Origin of the sequence: Sphaerisporangium krabiense, from assembly GCF_014200435.1 — a bacterium.
GTDB classification, from domain to species: Bacteria; Actinomycetota; Actinomycetes; order Streptosporangiales; family Streptosporangiaceae; genus Sphaerisporangium; species Sphaerisporangium krabiense.
The window spans coordinates 5,890,110-5,905,455 of record NZ_JACHBR010000001.1; the positions used below are offsets into that span (position 1 = coordinate 5,890,110).

At 71.7% G+C, this 15,346-nt stretch carries 16 protein-coding genes; 3 read left to right on the top strand and 13 right to left on the bottom strand.

Going from position 1 to position 15,346, the window contains the following annotated elements:
* Positions 1-78 precede the first annotated feature (78 nt).
* The 7 genes from BJ981_RS25730 to BJ981_RS25760 all read right to left on the bottom strand — a co-directional run bounded on the left by BJ981_RS25730 (position 79) and on the right by BJ981_RS25760 (position 5,135).
* Complete coding sequence (locus BJ981_RS25730; protein WP_184614542.1) at positions 79-780, bottom strand: MBL fold metallo-hydrolase; 702 nt, start codon at positions 778-780, stop codon at positions 79-81.
* A gap of 10 nt (positions 781-790) precedes the next feature.
* Entirely contained in the window at positions 791-1,507 is a 717-nt protein-coding gene (locus BJ981_RS25735; protein ID WP_184614544.1) for a DsbA family oxidoreductase, read from the bottom strand.
* A gap of 76 nt (positions 1,508-1,583) precedes the next feature.
* Positions 1,584-2,081: a TIGR03618 family F420-dependent PPOX class oxidoreductase gene (locus BJ981_RS25740; RefSeq protein ID WP_184614546.1), complete on the bottom strand. Its 498-nt coding sequence runs from the start codon at positions 2,079-2,081 to the stop codon at positions 1,584-1,586.
* Positions 2,082-2,269: 188 nt separating this feature from the next.
* Complete coding sequence (locus tag BJ981_RS25745; protein WP_184616462.1) at positions 2,270-2,836, bottom strand: hypothetical protein; 567 nt, start codon at positions 2,834-2,836, stop codon at positions 2,270-2,272.
* Between the two features lie 214 nt (positions 2,837-3,050).
* A complete protein-coding gene (locus tag BJ981_RS25750) occupies positions 3,051-4,085 on the bottom strand; it encodes an SMI1/KNR4 family protein (RefSeq protein WP_184614548.1) in 1,035 nt (344 codons plus the stop codon).
* 10 nt (positions 4,086-4,095) lie between these two features.
* Entirely contained in the window at positions 4,096-4,317 is a 222-nt protein-coding gene (locus tag BJ981_RS25755; RefSeq protein ID WP_184614550.1) for a DUF397 domain-containing protein, read from the bottom strand.
* Complete coding sequence (locus BJ981_RS25760; protein WP_184614552.1) at positions 4,308-5,135, bottom strand: helix-turn-helix domain-containing protein; 828 nt, start codon at positions 5,133-5,135, stop codon at positions 4,308-4,310. Before BJ981_RS25760 ends, BJ981_RS25755 begins: the two co-directional genes overlap by 10 nt.
* 306 nt (positions 5,136-5,441) lie before the next feature.
* Here BJ981_RS25760 and BJ981_RS25765 point away from each other — a divergent pair, with 306 nt between their 5' ends.
* The gene (locus BJ981_RS25765) at positions 5,442-5,891 is read left to right on the top strand and encodes an ATP-binding protein (RefSeq protein WP_204070617.1); all 450 of its coding nucleotides are present in this window, start codon (positions 5,442-5,444) and stop codon (positions 5,889-5,891) included.
* A gap of 47 nt (positions 5,892-5,938) precedes the next feature.
* On the opposite strand, the gene BJ981_RS39390 is transcribed toward BJ981_RS25765, so the two are convergent.
* Positions 5,939-9,325, bottom strand: coding sequence for a S8 family serine peptidase (locus tag BJ981_RS39390; RefSeq protein WP_204070616.1), 3,387 nt, complete (start codon positions 9,323-9,325; stop codon positions 5,939-5,941).
* Positions 9,326-9,633: 308 nt separating this feature from the next.
* Between BJ981_RS39390 and BJ981_RS25775 the strand changes: the two genes are divergently transcribed.
* On the top strand, positions 9,634-9,888 hold the full coding sequence (locus BJ981_RS25775; protein WP_184614554.1) for a Smr/MutS family protein: 255 nt from the start codon (positions 9,634-9,636) through the stop codon (positions 9,886-9,888).
* Positions 9,889-9,907: 19 nt separating this feature from the next.
* On the opposite strand, the gene BJ981_RS25780 is transcribed toward BJ981_RS25775, so the two are convergent.
* The 3 genes from BJ981_RS25780 to BJ981_RS25790 form a co-directional block, all read right to left on the bottom strand.
* Positions 9,908-10,543: a pyridoxamine 5'-phosphate oxidase family protein gene (locus BJ981_RS25780; protein WP_184614556.1), complete on the bottom strand. Its 636-nt coding sequence runs from the start codon at positions 10,541-10,543 to the stop codon at positions 9,908-9,910.
* Positions 10,544-10,693: 150 nt separating this feature from the next.
* Complete coding sequence (locus BJ981_RS25785) at positions 10,694-10,957, bottom strand: DUF6343 family protein (protein WP_184614558.1); 264 nt, start codon at positions 10,955-10,957, stop codon at positions 10,694-10,696.
* 116 nt (positions 10,958-11,073) lie between these two features.
* A complete protein-coding gene (locus BJ981_RS25790; RefSeq protein ID WP_204070615.1) occupies positions 11,074-12,297 on the bottom strand; it encodes an MFS transporter in 1,224 nt (407 codons plus the stop codon).
* Positions 12,298-12,429: 132 nt separating this feature from the next.
* Here BJ981_RS25790 and BJ981_RS25795 point away from each other — a divergent pair, with 132 nt between their 5' ends.
* Positions 12,430-12,762: an ArsR/SmtB family transcription factor gene (locus tag BJ981_RS25795; RefSeq protein ID WP_184614562.1), complete on the top strand. Its 333-nt coding sequence runs from the start codon at positions 12,430-12,432 to the stop codon at positions 12,760-12,762.
* A 266-nt stretch (positions 12,763-13,028) separates the two neighbouring features.
* Here the strand turns inward: BJ981_RS25795 and BJ981_RS25800 are convergent, their stop codons facing one another.
* Positions 13,029-14,447, bottom strand: a complete 1,419-nt coding sequence (locus BJ981_RS25800) for a dihydrolipoyl dehydrogenase family protein (RefSeq protein WP_184614564.1) — start codon at positions 14,445-14,447, stop codon at positions 13,029-13,031.
* Positions 14,448-14,544: 97 nt separating this feature from the next.
* On the bottom strand, positions 14,545-14,937 hold the full coding sequence (dhaM, locus tag BJ981_RS25805; protein WP_184614566.1) for a dihydroxyacetone kinase phosphoryl donor subunit DhaM: 393 nt from the start codon (positions 14,935-14,937) through the stop codon (positions 14,545-14,547).
* Positions 14,938-15,346: the final 409 nt, after the last annotated feature.

Below are 15,346 nucleotides of genomic sequence, written 5' to 3' on the forward strand. Positions count from 1 at the left end.
GGGCGAAATGCCCGCCGACGCTGCCGATAAGGGAACACGCGCCGGCCGTACCGGCAGCCGGTCCCGCCGTCCCCGGGCTCACCAGCCGCGGGCGGTCCAGGTCTCCAGGTGCGGGCGTTCGGCCGCCACGGTGGTGTCGGGGCCGTGGCCGGGGTGGATCCGTGTCGGGCCCGGCCAGGTCAGGAGCCGCCGGACGGAGCCGATGATGGTCGGGAAGTTCGAGAGGGGAGGGCCGGTCAGGCCGGGACCGCCAGGGAAGAGGGTGTCGCCGGTGAGCAGGTGGCCGTCAACCGAGAGGGTCAGGCCGCCCGGGGTGTGGCCGGGGGTGTGCAGGGCCGTGACCTCCAGCGGCCCCACCACGAGCGCCTCGCCGTCGGCGACCGGCGTGTACGCGCCGTCCCAGCGGGCCGCGCTCGCGGAGAAGGCCAGCGGCGCGGGGTCGCGGGCCAGCAGGTCGGCGGTGGCGGTGCCCGCGTCCCAGTGCCCGGCGCGGCGCGCGGCCTCGACCTCGTGCGGCCAGACCGGCGCCTCGGCAGGGTGCGCGAGGACGGGGACGCCGAGCGTCCCCGTCACGTCCGGGACCGCGAGCACGTGGTCGAAGTGGGCGTGGGTGAGCAGGACGGCCACCACGTCCAGGTCCGCGACGGCGGCCAGCACCCGGCCGGCCTCGTCCCCGGGGTCCACGACCAGGGCGCGGCGGTCGCCGCGGGCGTGCAGGACCCAGCAGTTGGTGTCCAGCACGCCCACGACGACGCGCCGCAGCACGGCCTCGGCGGCCATCAGGGCGCGGTCACGAGGCGGCGCGCTTGAGCAGGCCGTCGTACACGTCCGGGTCGTGGGACTCCACGACGGGGTAGCCCGACGCCCACGGACCCTCCCAGCGGACCGTGATGCCGGGATTGGCGACCGTGGTCCCGTCGGCGAGGCGGAAGGTGGGGCTGGCCGTGACGGCGTCCGTCCGCGCGACCGCGAAGTCGCCCATGACGGCGGACCGGTGCCGTCCGTCGTCCAGCGCGGCGGCCAGCGCCGCCACGTCGACCACGCCGTCCGGCAGCTCGCCCGCCACGTCCAGGATGACCTGGCGGTGGCTGATCGACCGGGAATGGGACCAGAACGCCCGGCGCAGCGCGAAATCGAGCTCTTCCCCGGCGTGCAGGCTCTGCGCGCTCGCGGCGTGCACGGCCTCGGCGGCGAGCAGGACGGTGTGAGGGTAGAGGGCCTCGTCGGCGGTCCAGACCCGGAACTCCGCCGCGGGCTCGATCTGCCCGAGCCCGACGGCCTCGGTGTCGGTGCCGCGGCGGGGGTGCGGGCCGTTGAAGAGTTCGAGGGGGAACGTCCGGTGCTCCAGCCGGACGGCCCCGCCGAGCCCGAGGCGCTCCCGGGTCCGGCGCAGGCGCACCAGGCCGACGTAGGCGAACGGGCACAGCAGGTCCGACCAGACCTGGATCGTGCCGCTCCGCACGGGTGGCACGGGGGGCACGGCCGGGACGTCGCCGGGGGTCGTCATCCCTGCTCCTCCGCTCGGTTCTCCGGCCGTTTCTTCGCCCGGCGCCGCGGGGGCCGGTCGTGGGCGATCGTCATCGTCACTCCTGGTGTTCGGCGCCGCGCGGGTTGGTGGTGAACCGGTCCGGGCGCAGCAGCACGGCGGTGCGCCGGTCGGCGGCCATCGCCCGGTCGTACTCCTCCAGGTCGGGATGCTCGCCGCCGGCCGCGTGGTAGATGTCGCGCAGCAGGCCGGGCACGCGATCGGCGTCCAGCCCGGGCAGGGGATCGTCCGGCCCGGCCAGCTCGGCGGGGCCGCGGACGGCGACCCATTCCCACCCGGCGCGGAAGACCAGCGTGGCGCGCGGGTCCCCGCGCAGGTTGTCCAGCTTGGCCGTGCCGCCGCGCGAGACGAACGCGACGGCCGGCGCGCCGGTCAGCGGGTGCGGCAGCACGCCCGCGTTGACCACGCTGACCGAGGGCTGCCCGTCCGGGCGCGTGGTCACCAGCACCGCGAGCCAGTTGTCCGCGCCGCCGTACGCGCGGACCAGCCGCAGGCCCTCCTCGGCGGAGACCCGCGGGCCGCCGGGCACCGTCATCTTCCCTCCCGATCGCTCCCCTGGGGACGGACCGTGATCCGATCCGTCTCTCACGATACGGACCTCGGTCCGGTTACGTCAATCGGGACATCCCGCGCGAGGACCGCCCGGAGCGGCTGCACGTCCGGGCGGATCCTGCGCCGTCCCGACCCGTCGAGGTGACGGGTCAGAGCGTGGCGGCGCTGCTCTCAGTACCGCCTTTCACTCTCTCGGCTCCGCCGGGGGCTGATCTCGCGGCCGCGCTCCATTTCCCGGCTACGCCTGGGGCTGATCTCCCGGCCGCGCTCTAGCTCTCGGCCGCGCCTGGGGCTGATCTCGCGGCCGCGCTCCATCTCGCGGCGTTCCATTTCCCGGCCGCGCCGGGGGCTGATCTCGCGCTCGCGCTCGGAGATCCTGCCGCGCCTGGAGCTCTCGCCGCGGTCGCGGTCACGGTCGCGGTCCCAGTCGCGCCTGCTCTCGCGGCCGCGCTCCATCTCGCGGCGTTCCATCTCGCGGCCGCGCCGGGGACTGATCTCGCGCTCGCGCTCGCGCTCGGAGATTCTGCCGCGCCTGGAGCTTTCGCCCCGGTCACGGTCGCGGTCGCGGTCCCAGTCGCGGTCTCTGTCGCGCCTGGAGCTGCCGTCACGGTCCCAGTCGCGGTCGCCGTCGCGGTCTCTGTCGCGGCCCCAGTCGTCCCCATCGTCCGCGGGAATCGACGTGGTGATCGGCTGCGTCGCCTTGTGCGTCGCCTGAGCGAAGGCCGGACTCGCCGCCATCTGAACCATTCCTGCGAGGCAACAGGTTCCCACGGCACCGGCGAGCACCCGGCGCACGGACTTTCTCGTCATCGCTGTCTCCCGTGTGAGCGCGTCTGGCTGACCTGCTTCTTTCGATCCCTTCTTCCGTGGACAGGGGGCATGCCCATCATCAGAAGCAGAGCGTCACTTCGGCGTGACGTGGATGTGATGACTCCGCGGCGCGCCGGGTACTTCACGACCAGCGTCGGTGCGAGGGTGCGGCGGGCGTAGGGGACGGCGTGGGAGGCGGACCTCCGGCGCACCCGCCGCGCTGCGGGCCGCCCGGATTCCTCGCCCAGCCGAGCTCGCACCCCGCCGTCACCACCGGATACCACCCGCGCAGCGGCCCGCCGCGTTCCAGCGCGTCCGCCAGCCCCTCCAGCAGGTCGGCGTACGACGGCCAGCCCATGGGCTCGCCGTAGTTGACCCGCGACAGCCACGACGCCTGACCGACGCGGCCGGTGCGGGGGTCGATGAAAAGGTTCCTGCCCTCGATCGAGTCCGCGAACGGCACCAGGCTGCCGTGCCACCTTCCGTTCTCCGCGTCGGCGTCCCGCGCGTCGCTCCAGAGGATGAGTTCCTGGCACCTTCTCCACAGCGCCGAGTCGATGGAGTACAGATCCAGCAGGTCATAAGCCGGTGGCGCCTGGAGTCCCAGGTTGGAGCCGGGCGATCCGTTGTGTCGCCGGAACGAGGCGTACAGGGCGTCGGGCAGCCGGCGTCCGCGGGTGGCCTCCCACTGGGCGAGATCTTCGGGCTTGGCCGGGTCGCCGAGCTTGCGGAGCGTCGCGGAGGCGTGCGCGCCCAGCCAACGTTCGATCCGGTCCCACGATCGGGCCACCCGTGCGGTGACGGCCGGATCGGGGGTCCGTGGCGCGTAGGTCGCTTCCGGCTCTCCGGTCGCGACCATCTGCGGCATGACGACGGCGTCGTCCGCTTCGCCGCCGTCCGCTTCCCAGTCGTCCGAGGCCCTCGTGATCGTGATGGGATCACAGCCGGCCGCCCGGGCCTGGGCGGGGGTCAGCATCCGATCGATGATGTCCGTCTCGACCGCGGGATCGCTACACGAGATGGACAGATGAGACCCGCCGCCCAGGTAGCTACAGGAGACGTACGACGCCCCTTCCCAGAACGCGCTGAACCCGGTAGAACTCCCGTTCGCCCCGCCCAGCACCATCACCACTATCAGAGCGCCCGATACCAGGCGGAGCCCTCGAAACTTGATCACTCACCGCACGCTAGCGGCGAACACCGACACCGGTGACGTCGAGCCGTCCCGCCTTGATGGCCTCGGTGAAGGCGCGCCATGCCCCCGGGGCGGTCAGGACGGCAGGAACGCCGGTGTCCTTGCTGTCGCGAACCGCGACCACTCGAGGCAGGTTGCTCGCCACCTCGACGCACTGTCCGCCGTTGTCGGATGAACGAGATGACTTTCGCCATTCCGCAGCGTTCAGGTCCATTCCCGCCTCGCTTCCTCGATCATTCGTCGCGATACGTGCTCAGGGTATGCCCACGCTCGTACCGATTCATATCGATTGCGGATGGATGTAACGAATTCGGAATCGCTGGTAATCAGCCCTTGGACCGGGGAATCCGCGTGGATCGTGTCCGGTTGGCCGTGTGGCAGTTCGGCGATCATGAATGCCCCCGCCAGCCCGGCGAGACATTCGGGATCGACGACTTGAATGGTCACCTTGGGGCGCCGCGACATCTCCAGAAGGTGGTCGAGCTGTTCACGCATCACCTCTGGGCCGTCCACGCGGCGCCGCAGCACTCCCGCGTCCATGAGCACGAGTACCAGGGGGGCGGGCTCTCTGTTCAGGACCTGCTGACGGCGTAGGCGGGCCTCGACCCGTCGCTCGACTTCTTCGGAGCTGATTCCGGGGCCACGGCTGAAGAGTTCGTGAGCATAGCGTTCGGTCTGGAGAAGGCCGGGGATCAGGAGTGGGTCCCAAGAGCGGAGGACCAGGGCGTTCGGCTCGATCTCTTCCGCCCAGCCCCTGAACCATATCGGCCCGCCCCGGCGCGTGCCGATGCGCCGGTACAAGCTCGCGAAATGGGTGCCGCCCGCCGACGCGAACAGGCGGTCCAGTCTTTCCGCGTCGGACTTCGACGGGGTGCGCGTGGCGGCCTCCAGGCGGCTGACCTGGGTCTGGGTGCAGCCGAGGCGGGCGGCCACGGCGGCCTGGGACAACTGGGCGGCCTCGCGCAGGCGGCGCATCTCGGCGCCGAAGAGCGCGCGGGGGGAACCGGGGTCGGGAAACGGTTCGACGCTCATTGCCTTTCCTCCCGAAACAGCGAAAAACGGGCCATTCGTATGCGGCTCGGTGATGTCGAAAGGCGGTTTCGATATACCGGAGTTCGGTATCGCGGGTCATCTTATGGATCGCCGATCGGTCGTGGATTCACCGGTCACGAGAGCAATCTAAGCACACGCCTTCTTTATTCGAACGCGAAATCAAAGCGGAGTGCGTGCCGCCGTAGCGAGGGACGGATGCGTGTGATGCCTCATCGAAAAGACGATCCTTTCCCGCCCGGTCGTGCCCTGTCCGGGTCGGGAGAAATGCGGCCTCAGGGGGATGACATGACCACGGGCGACCAGGTCGTGCGGCACGGCGGGGAGGTGGCGGCGGGAGGGTGGCGCAGGGCGTTGCCGGCGGTGGAGGCGTCGGTGCCGGTGGCCCGGGCCTGGGCGCGGGACCTGCTCGCGGTGTGGATCGTCGCGCCCGCGCTCGACGACGTGCTCCTGCTGCTGAGCGAGGTGGTCACCAACGCGGTGACCCACTCGGACTCGGGTCGTTCGCCCGACGGGCGGGTGAGGCTGCGCGTCGCCTTGCTGTCGCGGGTCCGGGGGGTGCACGTCGAGGTGGCCGACGACGGGGCGGCGGGAGAAGCGCCGGTCGCCCGTCCTGCGGAGGTCGGTAGCGCCGGTGGCCGGGGACTCTGGCTGGTCAGCGAGATCGCGTCGGCCTGGGGATCGTCGCCTCGGGACGACGGGCCGGGCCGGTCGGTGTGGTTCCAGGTGGTGGAGTAGGAAAGCGAAAGCGGGGCCGGTGGAGGCCGGCCCCGCATGGTGCTGTGTTACTGAACGGTGATCTTGTCTACTTCGACGGTGATGCCCTTCACCTCGGCGGTGGAGGTCGCCGTGGTGAGGGAGCCGACGCCGGGGGAGACGCCCTTGACCTTCAGGGTGTAGGTGAGCTTGCCGCCGGGGGCGCCGGGGGTGCTCTGGACGCGGTAGTCCTCGGTCGGGGGACCGGAGATCTGGCCGCCGGCCGTGCCTTCCGCGTTCTCGGCGCCGACGGTCAGGCCGTAGGAGGGACCGGGGTCACCGGGCAGGGCGGTGGGGTCGTAGGCGTAGGTGATGTCCTCGGACCCGTTGACGCCGATCCACTGCTGGAAGACCTTCAGGCCGGTCTGCCCGTACAGGTGGACGCGCCATTCGAGCACGAGCCAGGTGTCCACGCCGTCGGTGAGCGTGCCGGCGAGGATGCCCGGCGCGCCCGTGCCGTCCAGGTCGGTCCAGTAGGACGCCAGGACGTTGTTCGGCGGGGAGACGTTCGGCAGGGTCTGCGGCGTGAGGCTGACGTCGCCGGACCCGGAGCTGCCGCCGGGGATGCTGTAGCCGTTGGAGACGACGCCGATGCGGTTGTACGACTTGCCCGCGTAGACGAAGGGCGGAACGGTGAAGTTGATCGCCTCCTCGTCGCCGATCGGGGTCGGCGCGATGCCGAACACGTCGAGCGGGATGTAGCCCGCCGGGCCGACTCCGGGGGCGATGCCCGGCGTGTCGGGCTGGCGTGCCGCGAGCGTGGTCTTGGTCGTCGCGATCTGGGTGCCGACCTTGGTCGCGCCCGTCACGCTGTTCAGGCGCAGCTTGGCGTCGAGCGTGGTGAGCGCGGTGACCTCGGTGTTCTTCAGCGTGGTGTTCTCGACGGTGACCGTGCAGGTGGACTCGCCGGTGTTCCGCTGGATGGTGGCCGGGGCGCAGGTCTGGTCGACCGGCACCACGCCCTCCTTGCGGTAGAACGCCACAGGCAGGTGGAGGTCACGGGCGCCGCCGACCTGCTTCAGGTCGACCTGGCCGAAGTACTGACCGTCCGGCAGGTCCGCCGCGGTGATCACGACGCTCAGCTCGGCGGTCTTGCCGGGCTTGACGGTGAACAGCGGCGGCAGCACCGTCACCGAGGCGCCCTTCGGGGCGGTGCCGGTGGCGGTGTAGACGAGCGTCTTGTCGCTGACGTTGGTGACCTTGCGCTTGGCCGTGATGATGCCCGGCATGACCGGCGCGTTCACCGACGGCACGTTCAGGTCGATCCGGTTGAGCGGGTCGTTCGAGCTCGCCGCGTAGTTGGCCGCGGTCTCGTCCAGGGTCAGGCCCGGGTCGCCGGCCTTGGTGAGGTCGATGCGCCCGCCGCCGTAGTCGAACGGGTCGGCCGGGGTCGTGCGGTCCTCCTTGGTGACCCCTGCCGTCTTGGCGGTGGTCTCCAGCGCGGACTTGACCTGGCCCGGCGTCCAGTCGGGATGCAGCGCGAACAGCAGCGCGCCGGCCCCGGCCACGTGCGGCGCCGACATCGAGGTGCCCGCGATGACCTGGTAGTAGTTGCCCGGAGGGCCTTCGAGCGGCGACTCGGGCGTGGGCGTCGTGCCGGCGAGGATGTGCAGGCCGGGCGCGGTGACGTCCGGCTTGAGGAAGTCGCCGCCGGGACCGCGCGAGGAGAACGAGGTGATCACGTCGCCCTGCCACGTGGTCTTGGTGCCCTGGGTGAACTTCGCGGTCGCGGTGGGGTTGGCGGCGAGGAAGTTCAGCAGGGTCGTGCTGTCCGGCTGATCGATGTGGACGGTCGGCAGCCAGTGGTTGTCGGTCATCACGTCGAGCGGCGTCGAGTTGTAGAGGATCATGCCGGCCGCGCCGCCCTGCCGGACGGCGAAGCTCTTCAGGACCCGGTTCGGGCCCCGCTGGCATGCGACGATCTTGCCGGAGAACAGGCCCGGGGGAGCCGGGTTCTGGCACAGCGGGTCGGAGTACGGCGGCGCCGCGGCCGACACGATCCGCAGCGGGGAGTCGAGGCCCGCCGTGATCGAGGCGCCGGAGACGGTGGCCGTGGCCCCGCCCGTGCCGGTCAGCGTGACGGTCGACCGGTACGTCCGGGTCTGGGAGGAGGCGGCGACCGTGGTCACCCACGGGCCGCGGTGGTCGGTCGTGCCCGCGCCGGGGCCGGAGTTGCCCGCGGAGGCCGACACGAACACCCCGGCCGCGTACGCGTCGAGGAACGCGAGCTCGACCGGGTCGCTGTAGGGGTCGCCGCCGCCGGAGATCGAGAAGTTGATCACCCGGACGCCGTCCAGGATGGCCCGGCCCACGGCCGCGGCCGAGTCGGACGGGAAGCAGCCGTCCGCGCCGCACACCTTGTACACCGAGACCGCGGCGGCCGGGGCGATGCCGTGGATCGGTCCCCGGCTGATGCCGAGCGGGTTCGCGTCGGCCACGGGGCCGCCCGCGGTGGTGGTGGCGGTGTGGGTGCCGTGCCCGTTGGAGTCACGGGCGCTGTCGGGGTACACCTCGCCGCCGAACACGGCGTTGTAGGTGTCCAGGAACGGCCTGCCGCCGATCAGCTTGTTGTTGCAGACGAAGACGTCGGTGGCGGGGGTCAGCGGGTTGTCGCCGAAGTTGCAGACGCGCGGCGTGCCGTCCTTGGTGGGCGGCGGGGCGGGCAGGTTGCCCGGATCCTTGAACGACGGGTGCTCGGGCCACGCGCCGGAGTCCAGGCTGCCGAAGATCACGCCCTTGCCGGAGGACGGGCTGCCGCCCAGCTTGTTGTAGATCGTCGGAGCGCCGATGAAGTCGGGGCTGGAGTCGGTCAGCGGCTGCTGGAGTCTGTCCTCCTGCACCGCGGCGACGCCGGGCAGTTTGAGCAGTTGCACGGCCTTGTCGGCCGGCACCTTCAGCGCGATGCCGCCGTACACCGTGCGGAGACGCTGGCCCGCCTTCGCGCCGGGAACGTTCCTGGCCAAGGCGGCGAGGAACTCGTTCTCGACGCCCTCGATGTGCTTTTCGTACTTCTTCGCGGCGTCGCTCTTGACGTCCAGGCTCTTGCCGGTCACCGACGGGCTCGTGCCCTTGAGGCCGTCCACACCGCCCTTGTAGGCGGCCAGTGAGTCGTAGTCGAGCTTGACCACCACGTTCACCGGTGCGCTTCCGGTGGCCTTGAACAGCGCGGTGTCGCTCTTGGCCAGCTTGCCGCTCGGCGACTTGGCGCCCTGGACGCGGTCGGCCGGCGTCAGCGCGGTGGCCTTCCACTTGCTGGTGGACGCGGTCGCCGGCCCGGGGGTCGGGGCCGCGGAGGCCGGGACGGCGGGGCTGATCGTGCCGACGACGACGAGGCTCGCTGCGACGGCCAGGGCCCGGCGCGTACGGGATGACCGGTGTGTACGGGATAAAGGGGTGGGCGGGGGATTGCTTGGCACGGCACCTCCTGGAGGACCATTGGGACGTGCCGCCGCAAAAGGGCATGGAGAAGCCGTGCCGCCCGCGTACGACGACACGGGAAGGTGACCTCACCCTCCCCGTTGGGCGACACGTGCCGGCCGTCCGGCCGCCGCCGGATGGCCGAACACAGGGGGAGTCTAAATGCCAGCGGATGTCCGGCCTAGATCGATTTACAGACTGATCTGCGGCAATATCTGACCAAAAGCGGACAGTTCGCGGTTAGTTCGTGCGATCGGCGCAGTTGAAAGAACGTTCCAACGCCGGAGACGTACGTAGAATCACGATCGTGAAGCTGAAGCTCGATCTCCACGACATCTACAACAGGGGCGCCGAGATCGACCGCGCGCTGCACGGCATCATCCAGGAGGCGATCCGGAAGAAGGCCACCGAGGTCGAGATCATCCCCGGCAAGGGCTCGGGCCAGCTCAAGAAGAAGGTCCTGCGCTTCCTGGACCAGAAGGAGATCAAGGCCCTGTACCACCGCATCGACAAGGACGCCAAGAACCACGGCCGGCTGTTCGTGTACTTCCGGCACAAGTGATCGGCGGGCGCGTCCGGGCTCAGGAGCTGTAGAGGCGGGTGGCGTACTGTGCGCCGTAGTACTTCTCCAGCTCTTCGAGGGTCTCCTCGGTCTGCTGCACGCTCTTGACGATGGTGGCGTGCGACGGCAGGGCGTCGGGGTTCCAGGTCTCCGGCTTCCACAGCGACGAGCGCATGAACGACTTGCCGCAGTGGAAGAAGATCTGCTCGATCTCCACGACCAGCGCGAGCGCGGGGCGATGGCCCTTGACGATCATCTCGTCGAAGTACGGCGCCTCGCGCACCAGCCGGGCGCGGCCGTTGACGCGCAGCGTCTCGTTGCGCCCGGGGACCACGTAGAGCAGGCCGACGTGCGGGTTGGCCAGGATGTTCAGGAACCCGTCCACCCGCCGGTTCCCCGGGCGGTCCGGGATCGCGATCGTGGTGTCGTCGATCACGTGGGTGAAGCCGGGAGGGTCGCCCTTGGGGGAGACGTCGCACGCGCCGTCCGCTCCGGAGGTCGCCACCAGGCAGAACGGGGACGCCGCCAGCCACTCGCGGTCCCGCGCGTGCAGCGCCACCCGCTCCTTCGCCAGGGCCCGGGGAATCGGCGCGCCGAGCAGCGCCCGCAACTCGGCCTCCGAGGTGACCTCCACGACCGCAGGTCCCTCCGTCATGACGACTCCTCACCTCGCCCGATGATCATTCGCCGAATCAGCATACTTGCCACATTTCCCTCACCGAAGCCCACCTCCGGGCACGGCACTTCCCAACGACGCCCCAAGCCCCTTTCAGTCCGGCCTGGGCGGTCGAATGGGTGGGTGGGGTCAAGGAGGCGGGGGTTGGTCCTGGTGAGAACGCCGGCGGGCTCTGTGGCGGATCACCATGAGGTCTGTGGCGGCGATGAGGGCGACGGCGAAGGCCACGGCGGCCTCGGCGTACCAGATGCCGGCGCCGGTGCTGTTCCCCGCCACGATGAAGGCGACGCCGACGGCCATCGCCAGGGGCAGGGTCACGCCGGAGAGGATGGCGCGCAGGCCGAGCGGGCTGCGCGCCGTTCTCGGCTCGGTTCCTGATCGGTTCCCCCACATGGCTCTCACCTCGCCCGTGGCCGACGTCGTCGCTGGGCTCCGCCTTCGCGCCCTTCCTCCTCAGGGGCCCTACCCGCTGCGTCGAACGCGATTCGGCGGGCGGTCGGAAGGGTGTTTCAGACGGGTTCGGTGGCGGGGGCGGCCTGGGGCAGGGATTGGTCGGCAGTGGGGAGAGGGCGCTTCAGGAGGGGGCCGGCGGCCACGGCGACGAGGGCCAGGACGATGATCAAGACGCTGTACGCGGTGGCCGTCGTGGCGAGTCCGAGGACGGGGACGAGTTCGCCCGCGAGGACGGCGGGGAGGCTGAAGGCGAGGTAGCTGACCACATAGACGGCGGCGAACAGCTCCGCGCGCTCGCGGGGGGCCGCGAGGGCGGCGAGTGAGCGCAGGGTGCCGAGGAACGAGGCGCCGAAACCGGAGCCCGCGACGGCGGCGCCGGCGAAGAACAGCGGCGGCGACGTCAGGGCCAGGCCGGTCAGGGTGATGATCGTGCCGGCCGCCAGGGCCGCCGAGCCGCCGATCATGACCCGCCGCGGCGCGAGGTCGCGGGCCAGCACCGAGGCGACGGCCCCCGCGCCCGTGATCACGGTCACCAGGAGCCCGCCGACCAGACGGCCGGGGACGTGCAGGACGCCGACCACGAGCGAGGGCCCGAGCGACAGGTACAGCCCGCCCAGGGCCCAGGTGGCGATCAGGCACGGGACGGCCCCGAGGAACGCGCCCCGTGCCTGCCGGGGGACCCGCGCGCGGGGGCGCAGCGAGGCCAGGGCGCCCGGGCGCGGCGTGACCGTGTCCGGGAGCAGGGCGATCGCGGCGGTGATCAGCACGAAGACGGCCGTGAGCAGGGCGAACACGAGCGTGGTCGGCGCGGGCGCGTACTGGGCGAGCAGTCCCGTGCCGAGGGCGCCGATGGCGAGGCCGGTGGTCGGCGCCGCGGTGTTCACCAGCGGGCCGAGCCGCGAGCCGGGGGAGGGCTGCAGGTCCACGAGTCCCGCGCTGATGGTGCCGGTGGCCGCGCCGGTCGCGAGCCCCTGCAGGACGCGCGCCGCCAGAAGCTGCCCGACCCCGTCCGCCGTCAGGAAGGTCACCATGGCCACGATCTCGCCGATCAGGGCGGCCAGCAGCACCGGGCGGCGTCCCACGAAGTCGGAGAGCCCTCCGACCGTGAGCAGCGCGACCAGCAGGGCGAGGGCGTAGACGGCGAAGACGGCGGTCAGCGTGCCGGAGGAGAAGGCCCATCGCGCCTGGTACACGACGTAGAGCGGCGACGGCGCGCTGGACGCGGCCATGAACGCCAGTAACGTGCCCCCGAGCGTCCAGAACCCCGCGCGCCGTGACATTCGCGGCACGGGCCTGGCCCCCGGTGCGCGCTCGTTCCGTCTGGTCCTCATAGAAGCCCCCAATCGTTCCAGAATTTTCGAACGGTTAGAGGCTACGCCCGCCCGGGCGCACTGTTCAACTATTATCGAACCATGGTGTCCTCGACGCGGGAACTGGCGCACCCCGAAGCCGCCGACCTGGTGGTGACCGACGTGCTCTTCGCCCTGAGCGACCCCGCGCGGCTCGCGCTGGTGCGGCGGCTCGCCGAGGGGCCACTCGAAGTGGCCGCCTGCCAGCCCATCGAGGGCGAGATCCCCAAATCGACCCTCTCCCACCACCTCAAGACGCTCCGCGAGGCGGGGGTGATCCGCAACGTCCCGGCGGGCCGACAGCGCTACGTGAGCCTGCGCCGTGACGACCTGGAGGGGCGCTTCCCCGGCCTGCTCGCCGCCATCCTCGCCACGCCCGCGCCCTCGGACGTCTGACGGGCCCACCGGCGACGTCCCGCGCGGGCCGTCGATCGTGCCACGCTGGGCCGGGTGACCAGGGGTTATGCTCGGAGGGAGGAAGCGATCGAACGCCTGAACGCCTTTGGCCTCGCCGCACTCCTCCTCGCCGAGTTGTGCACGGACCCGGCCCTGCGCATGGCCGACCGCTTCCTCCCCTATGCCGTGAGGCTCCTCTCCCGTGATGTCGCACGCTTCACGGCCGTACGGCTCGAGGCCCCCGCGGGCTCACCTCCGGTCGCGGCTCACAGGCCGTACGCCTCCAGCAGGTGCAGCCAGAACTCGCTCATCGTCGGGAACACCGGGACGGCCTGCCAGAGACGGTCCAGGGGGACCTCCGCGGCGACCGCGACCGTGGCGGCGTGGAGGTGGTCCAGGACGGCGGGGCCCACGATGGTGGCGCCGAGAAGGACGCGGCGCTCCTCGTCGACGACGATCTTCACCCGGCCACGGTAGTCGGCGGCCTGGAGGCGCGCGGCCGCCACCGTGGCGAGGTCGTCCTCCACGACCCGCACCGGCAGGCCGGCCTCGCGCGCCTGCGACTCGGTGAGACCCACCGCGCAGACCTGCGGGTCGGTGAAGATGACCTGCGGGGCGCCCGCGTGGTCGGCGGTGTCGCGCGCCGGGTCGCCGGGCAGGTCCCGGGCGCGGGCGGCGATCGCGTCCCCGCACACCCGGGCCTGATATTTGCCCATATGGGTGAGTAGGTTCAGCCCGTTGACGTCCCCGGCGGCGTAGAGCCAGCCGTCCGGGACGGCGGTCGCCCGCATGGTCGCGTCCACCTCGATCGGACCGTCCGCCGGCACGCCCACCGTCTCCAGGCCGAGGTCGGCGACGGCGGGCCGGCGCCCGGTCGCCACGAGGATCTCGTCGGCCTCGATCCGCCCGCCGTCGTCGAGGTGGACGGTCACCGGGCCGTCGGGGAAGGGGCGTTCGACGCGGACGGCGGAGCGGCCGAACCGCACGTCCAGGCCGTCCCGCCGCAGCGAGTCCGCGAGAAGCTCCCCGGCGAACGGCTCGAACCGGCTCAGCAGGCGGTCGCCGCGCACGAGCATCGTCGTCTCCAGCGCCCCGAGCGCGTACAGGGCCTGCGCCATCTCGCAGCCGACGGCGCCGCCGCCGATCACGACCAGCCGCTTCGGCACCTGCTCGGCGACCGTGGCCTCCCGGTTGGTCCACGGCCGCGCCTCGCGCAGCCCGGGAACGCCGGGGACGCGGGGGTCACTGCCGGTGGCGACGACGACCGCGTGCCGGGCCCGGAGCGTCCTGACGTCCCCGTCCGGCCCGGTCACCTCGACGCGCAGCGGCCCCGCCAGGCGTCCCCGGCCCCGGAGGAACGTCGCCGGCACGTCCTCGATCCAGCGCACCTGGCCGGCGTCGTCGAGGTGTGACACGACCTCGTCCCTGCGGGCCAGCACCGCCGCCGCGTCGATCGGGCCGCGCAGCTCCACGCCCGGCAGCCTGCGCACCTCGGCGGCCAGCTCCACCGGCCGCAGCAGGGCCTTGCTCGGGATGCACGCGTAGTAGGCGCACTCGCCGCCGGCCAGGCGCTCCTCGACGACGGCCGCCGTCAGGCCGTCCCGCACGGCCCGCTTGGCGGTGATCTCCCCGACCGGGCCCGCGCCTATCACGATCACGTCGAACGCGTCGCCATCGTCAGCCATGGACACGCGGCCCCCCGTCGTCGCAGGTCGAACGCCTACGGGTGGCCTGCCCAGTCTTCACGCCGCCGACACGGGAGAACGAGGCCGGGGCGGCTCGTCAGAGCTTGCGGTAGACGCGGGCGTCCTCGGCGGCGGCCAGGACGTCCTGGAGGGTGCCGCCGATCCCGGCCTGGACGGCGGCGGCGATCGCGCCCTCGACGAAGGGGACGTCGGCGATGGCGACCCGGCCGGGCGATTCGAGCAGGCGGGCGGTGAGCACCGAGCTGCCGAGGTCGGGGATCAGCACCACGCCGGCCCCCTGGTCGACCGCTTCGATGGCCGCGGCGACCTTGTCGGGGCTGGTGCCGAGGCCGCCGTCCTCCGTGCCGCCCGCCGGGGCCACGCGCACGTCGGGCCCGGCGATCTGCACGGCGAGGGCCGCGGCCGAGGACGCGAGCGTGTCACTGTGCGAGACCAGGACGATTCCAACCAGACGCTGAGGGGTGCTCATCGGCGGAGGGTCTCCCGCTGTTTCGCTCCGGACCTGCCGGCCTCGTCTTCGAGGTCGCGCCGACAATACCCCGTGATCTCCGGCCGAACCTTGTGCCTGGTACCGGGCACGCGAGGCGGCCGCGCGCCGGCGAAGGGCGCGGACCCCGTTCCGTCGTGCCACCCGAGTCCGGCGGGCGGGTGCCACCCCTGTCCGCCGGGCGGGCGGCGATGGTTCGACTTTCAGAAGCTCGATGACTGTAACTTCTTGTTTCCGGACAGGTTATAAATTCATGACCTACGTGCCGCCCCTGTACCCGAGCCGTTGATCCATCCGGTCCGGCACCGGAGGTGGTGGCCGATTTCGCCGTGCCATAGGTGTCTCCGCCCGACGGCGATCGTCCGCTTTCCAGGGTCACGTACGCGTTTTC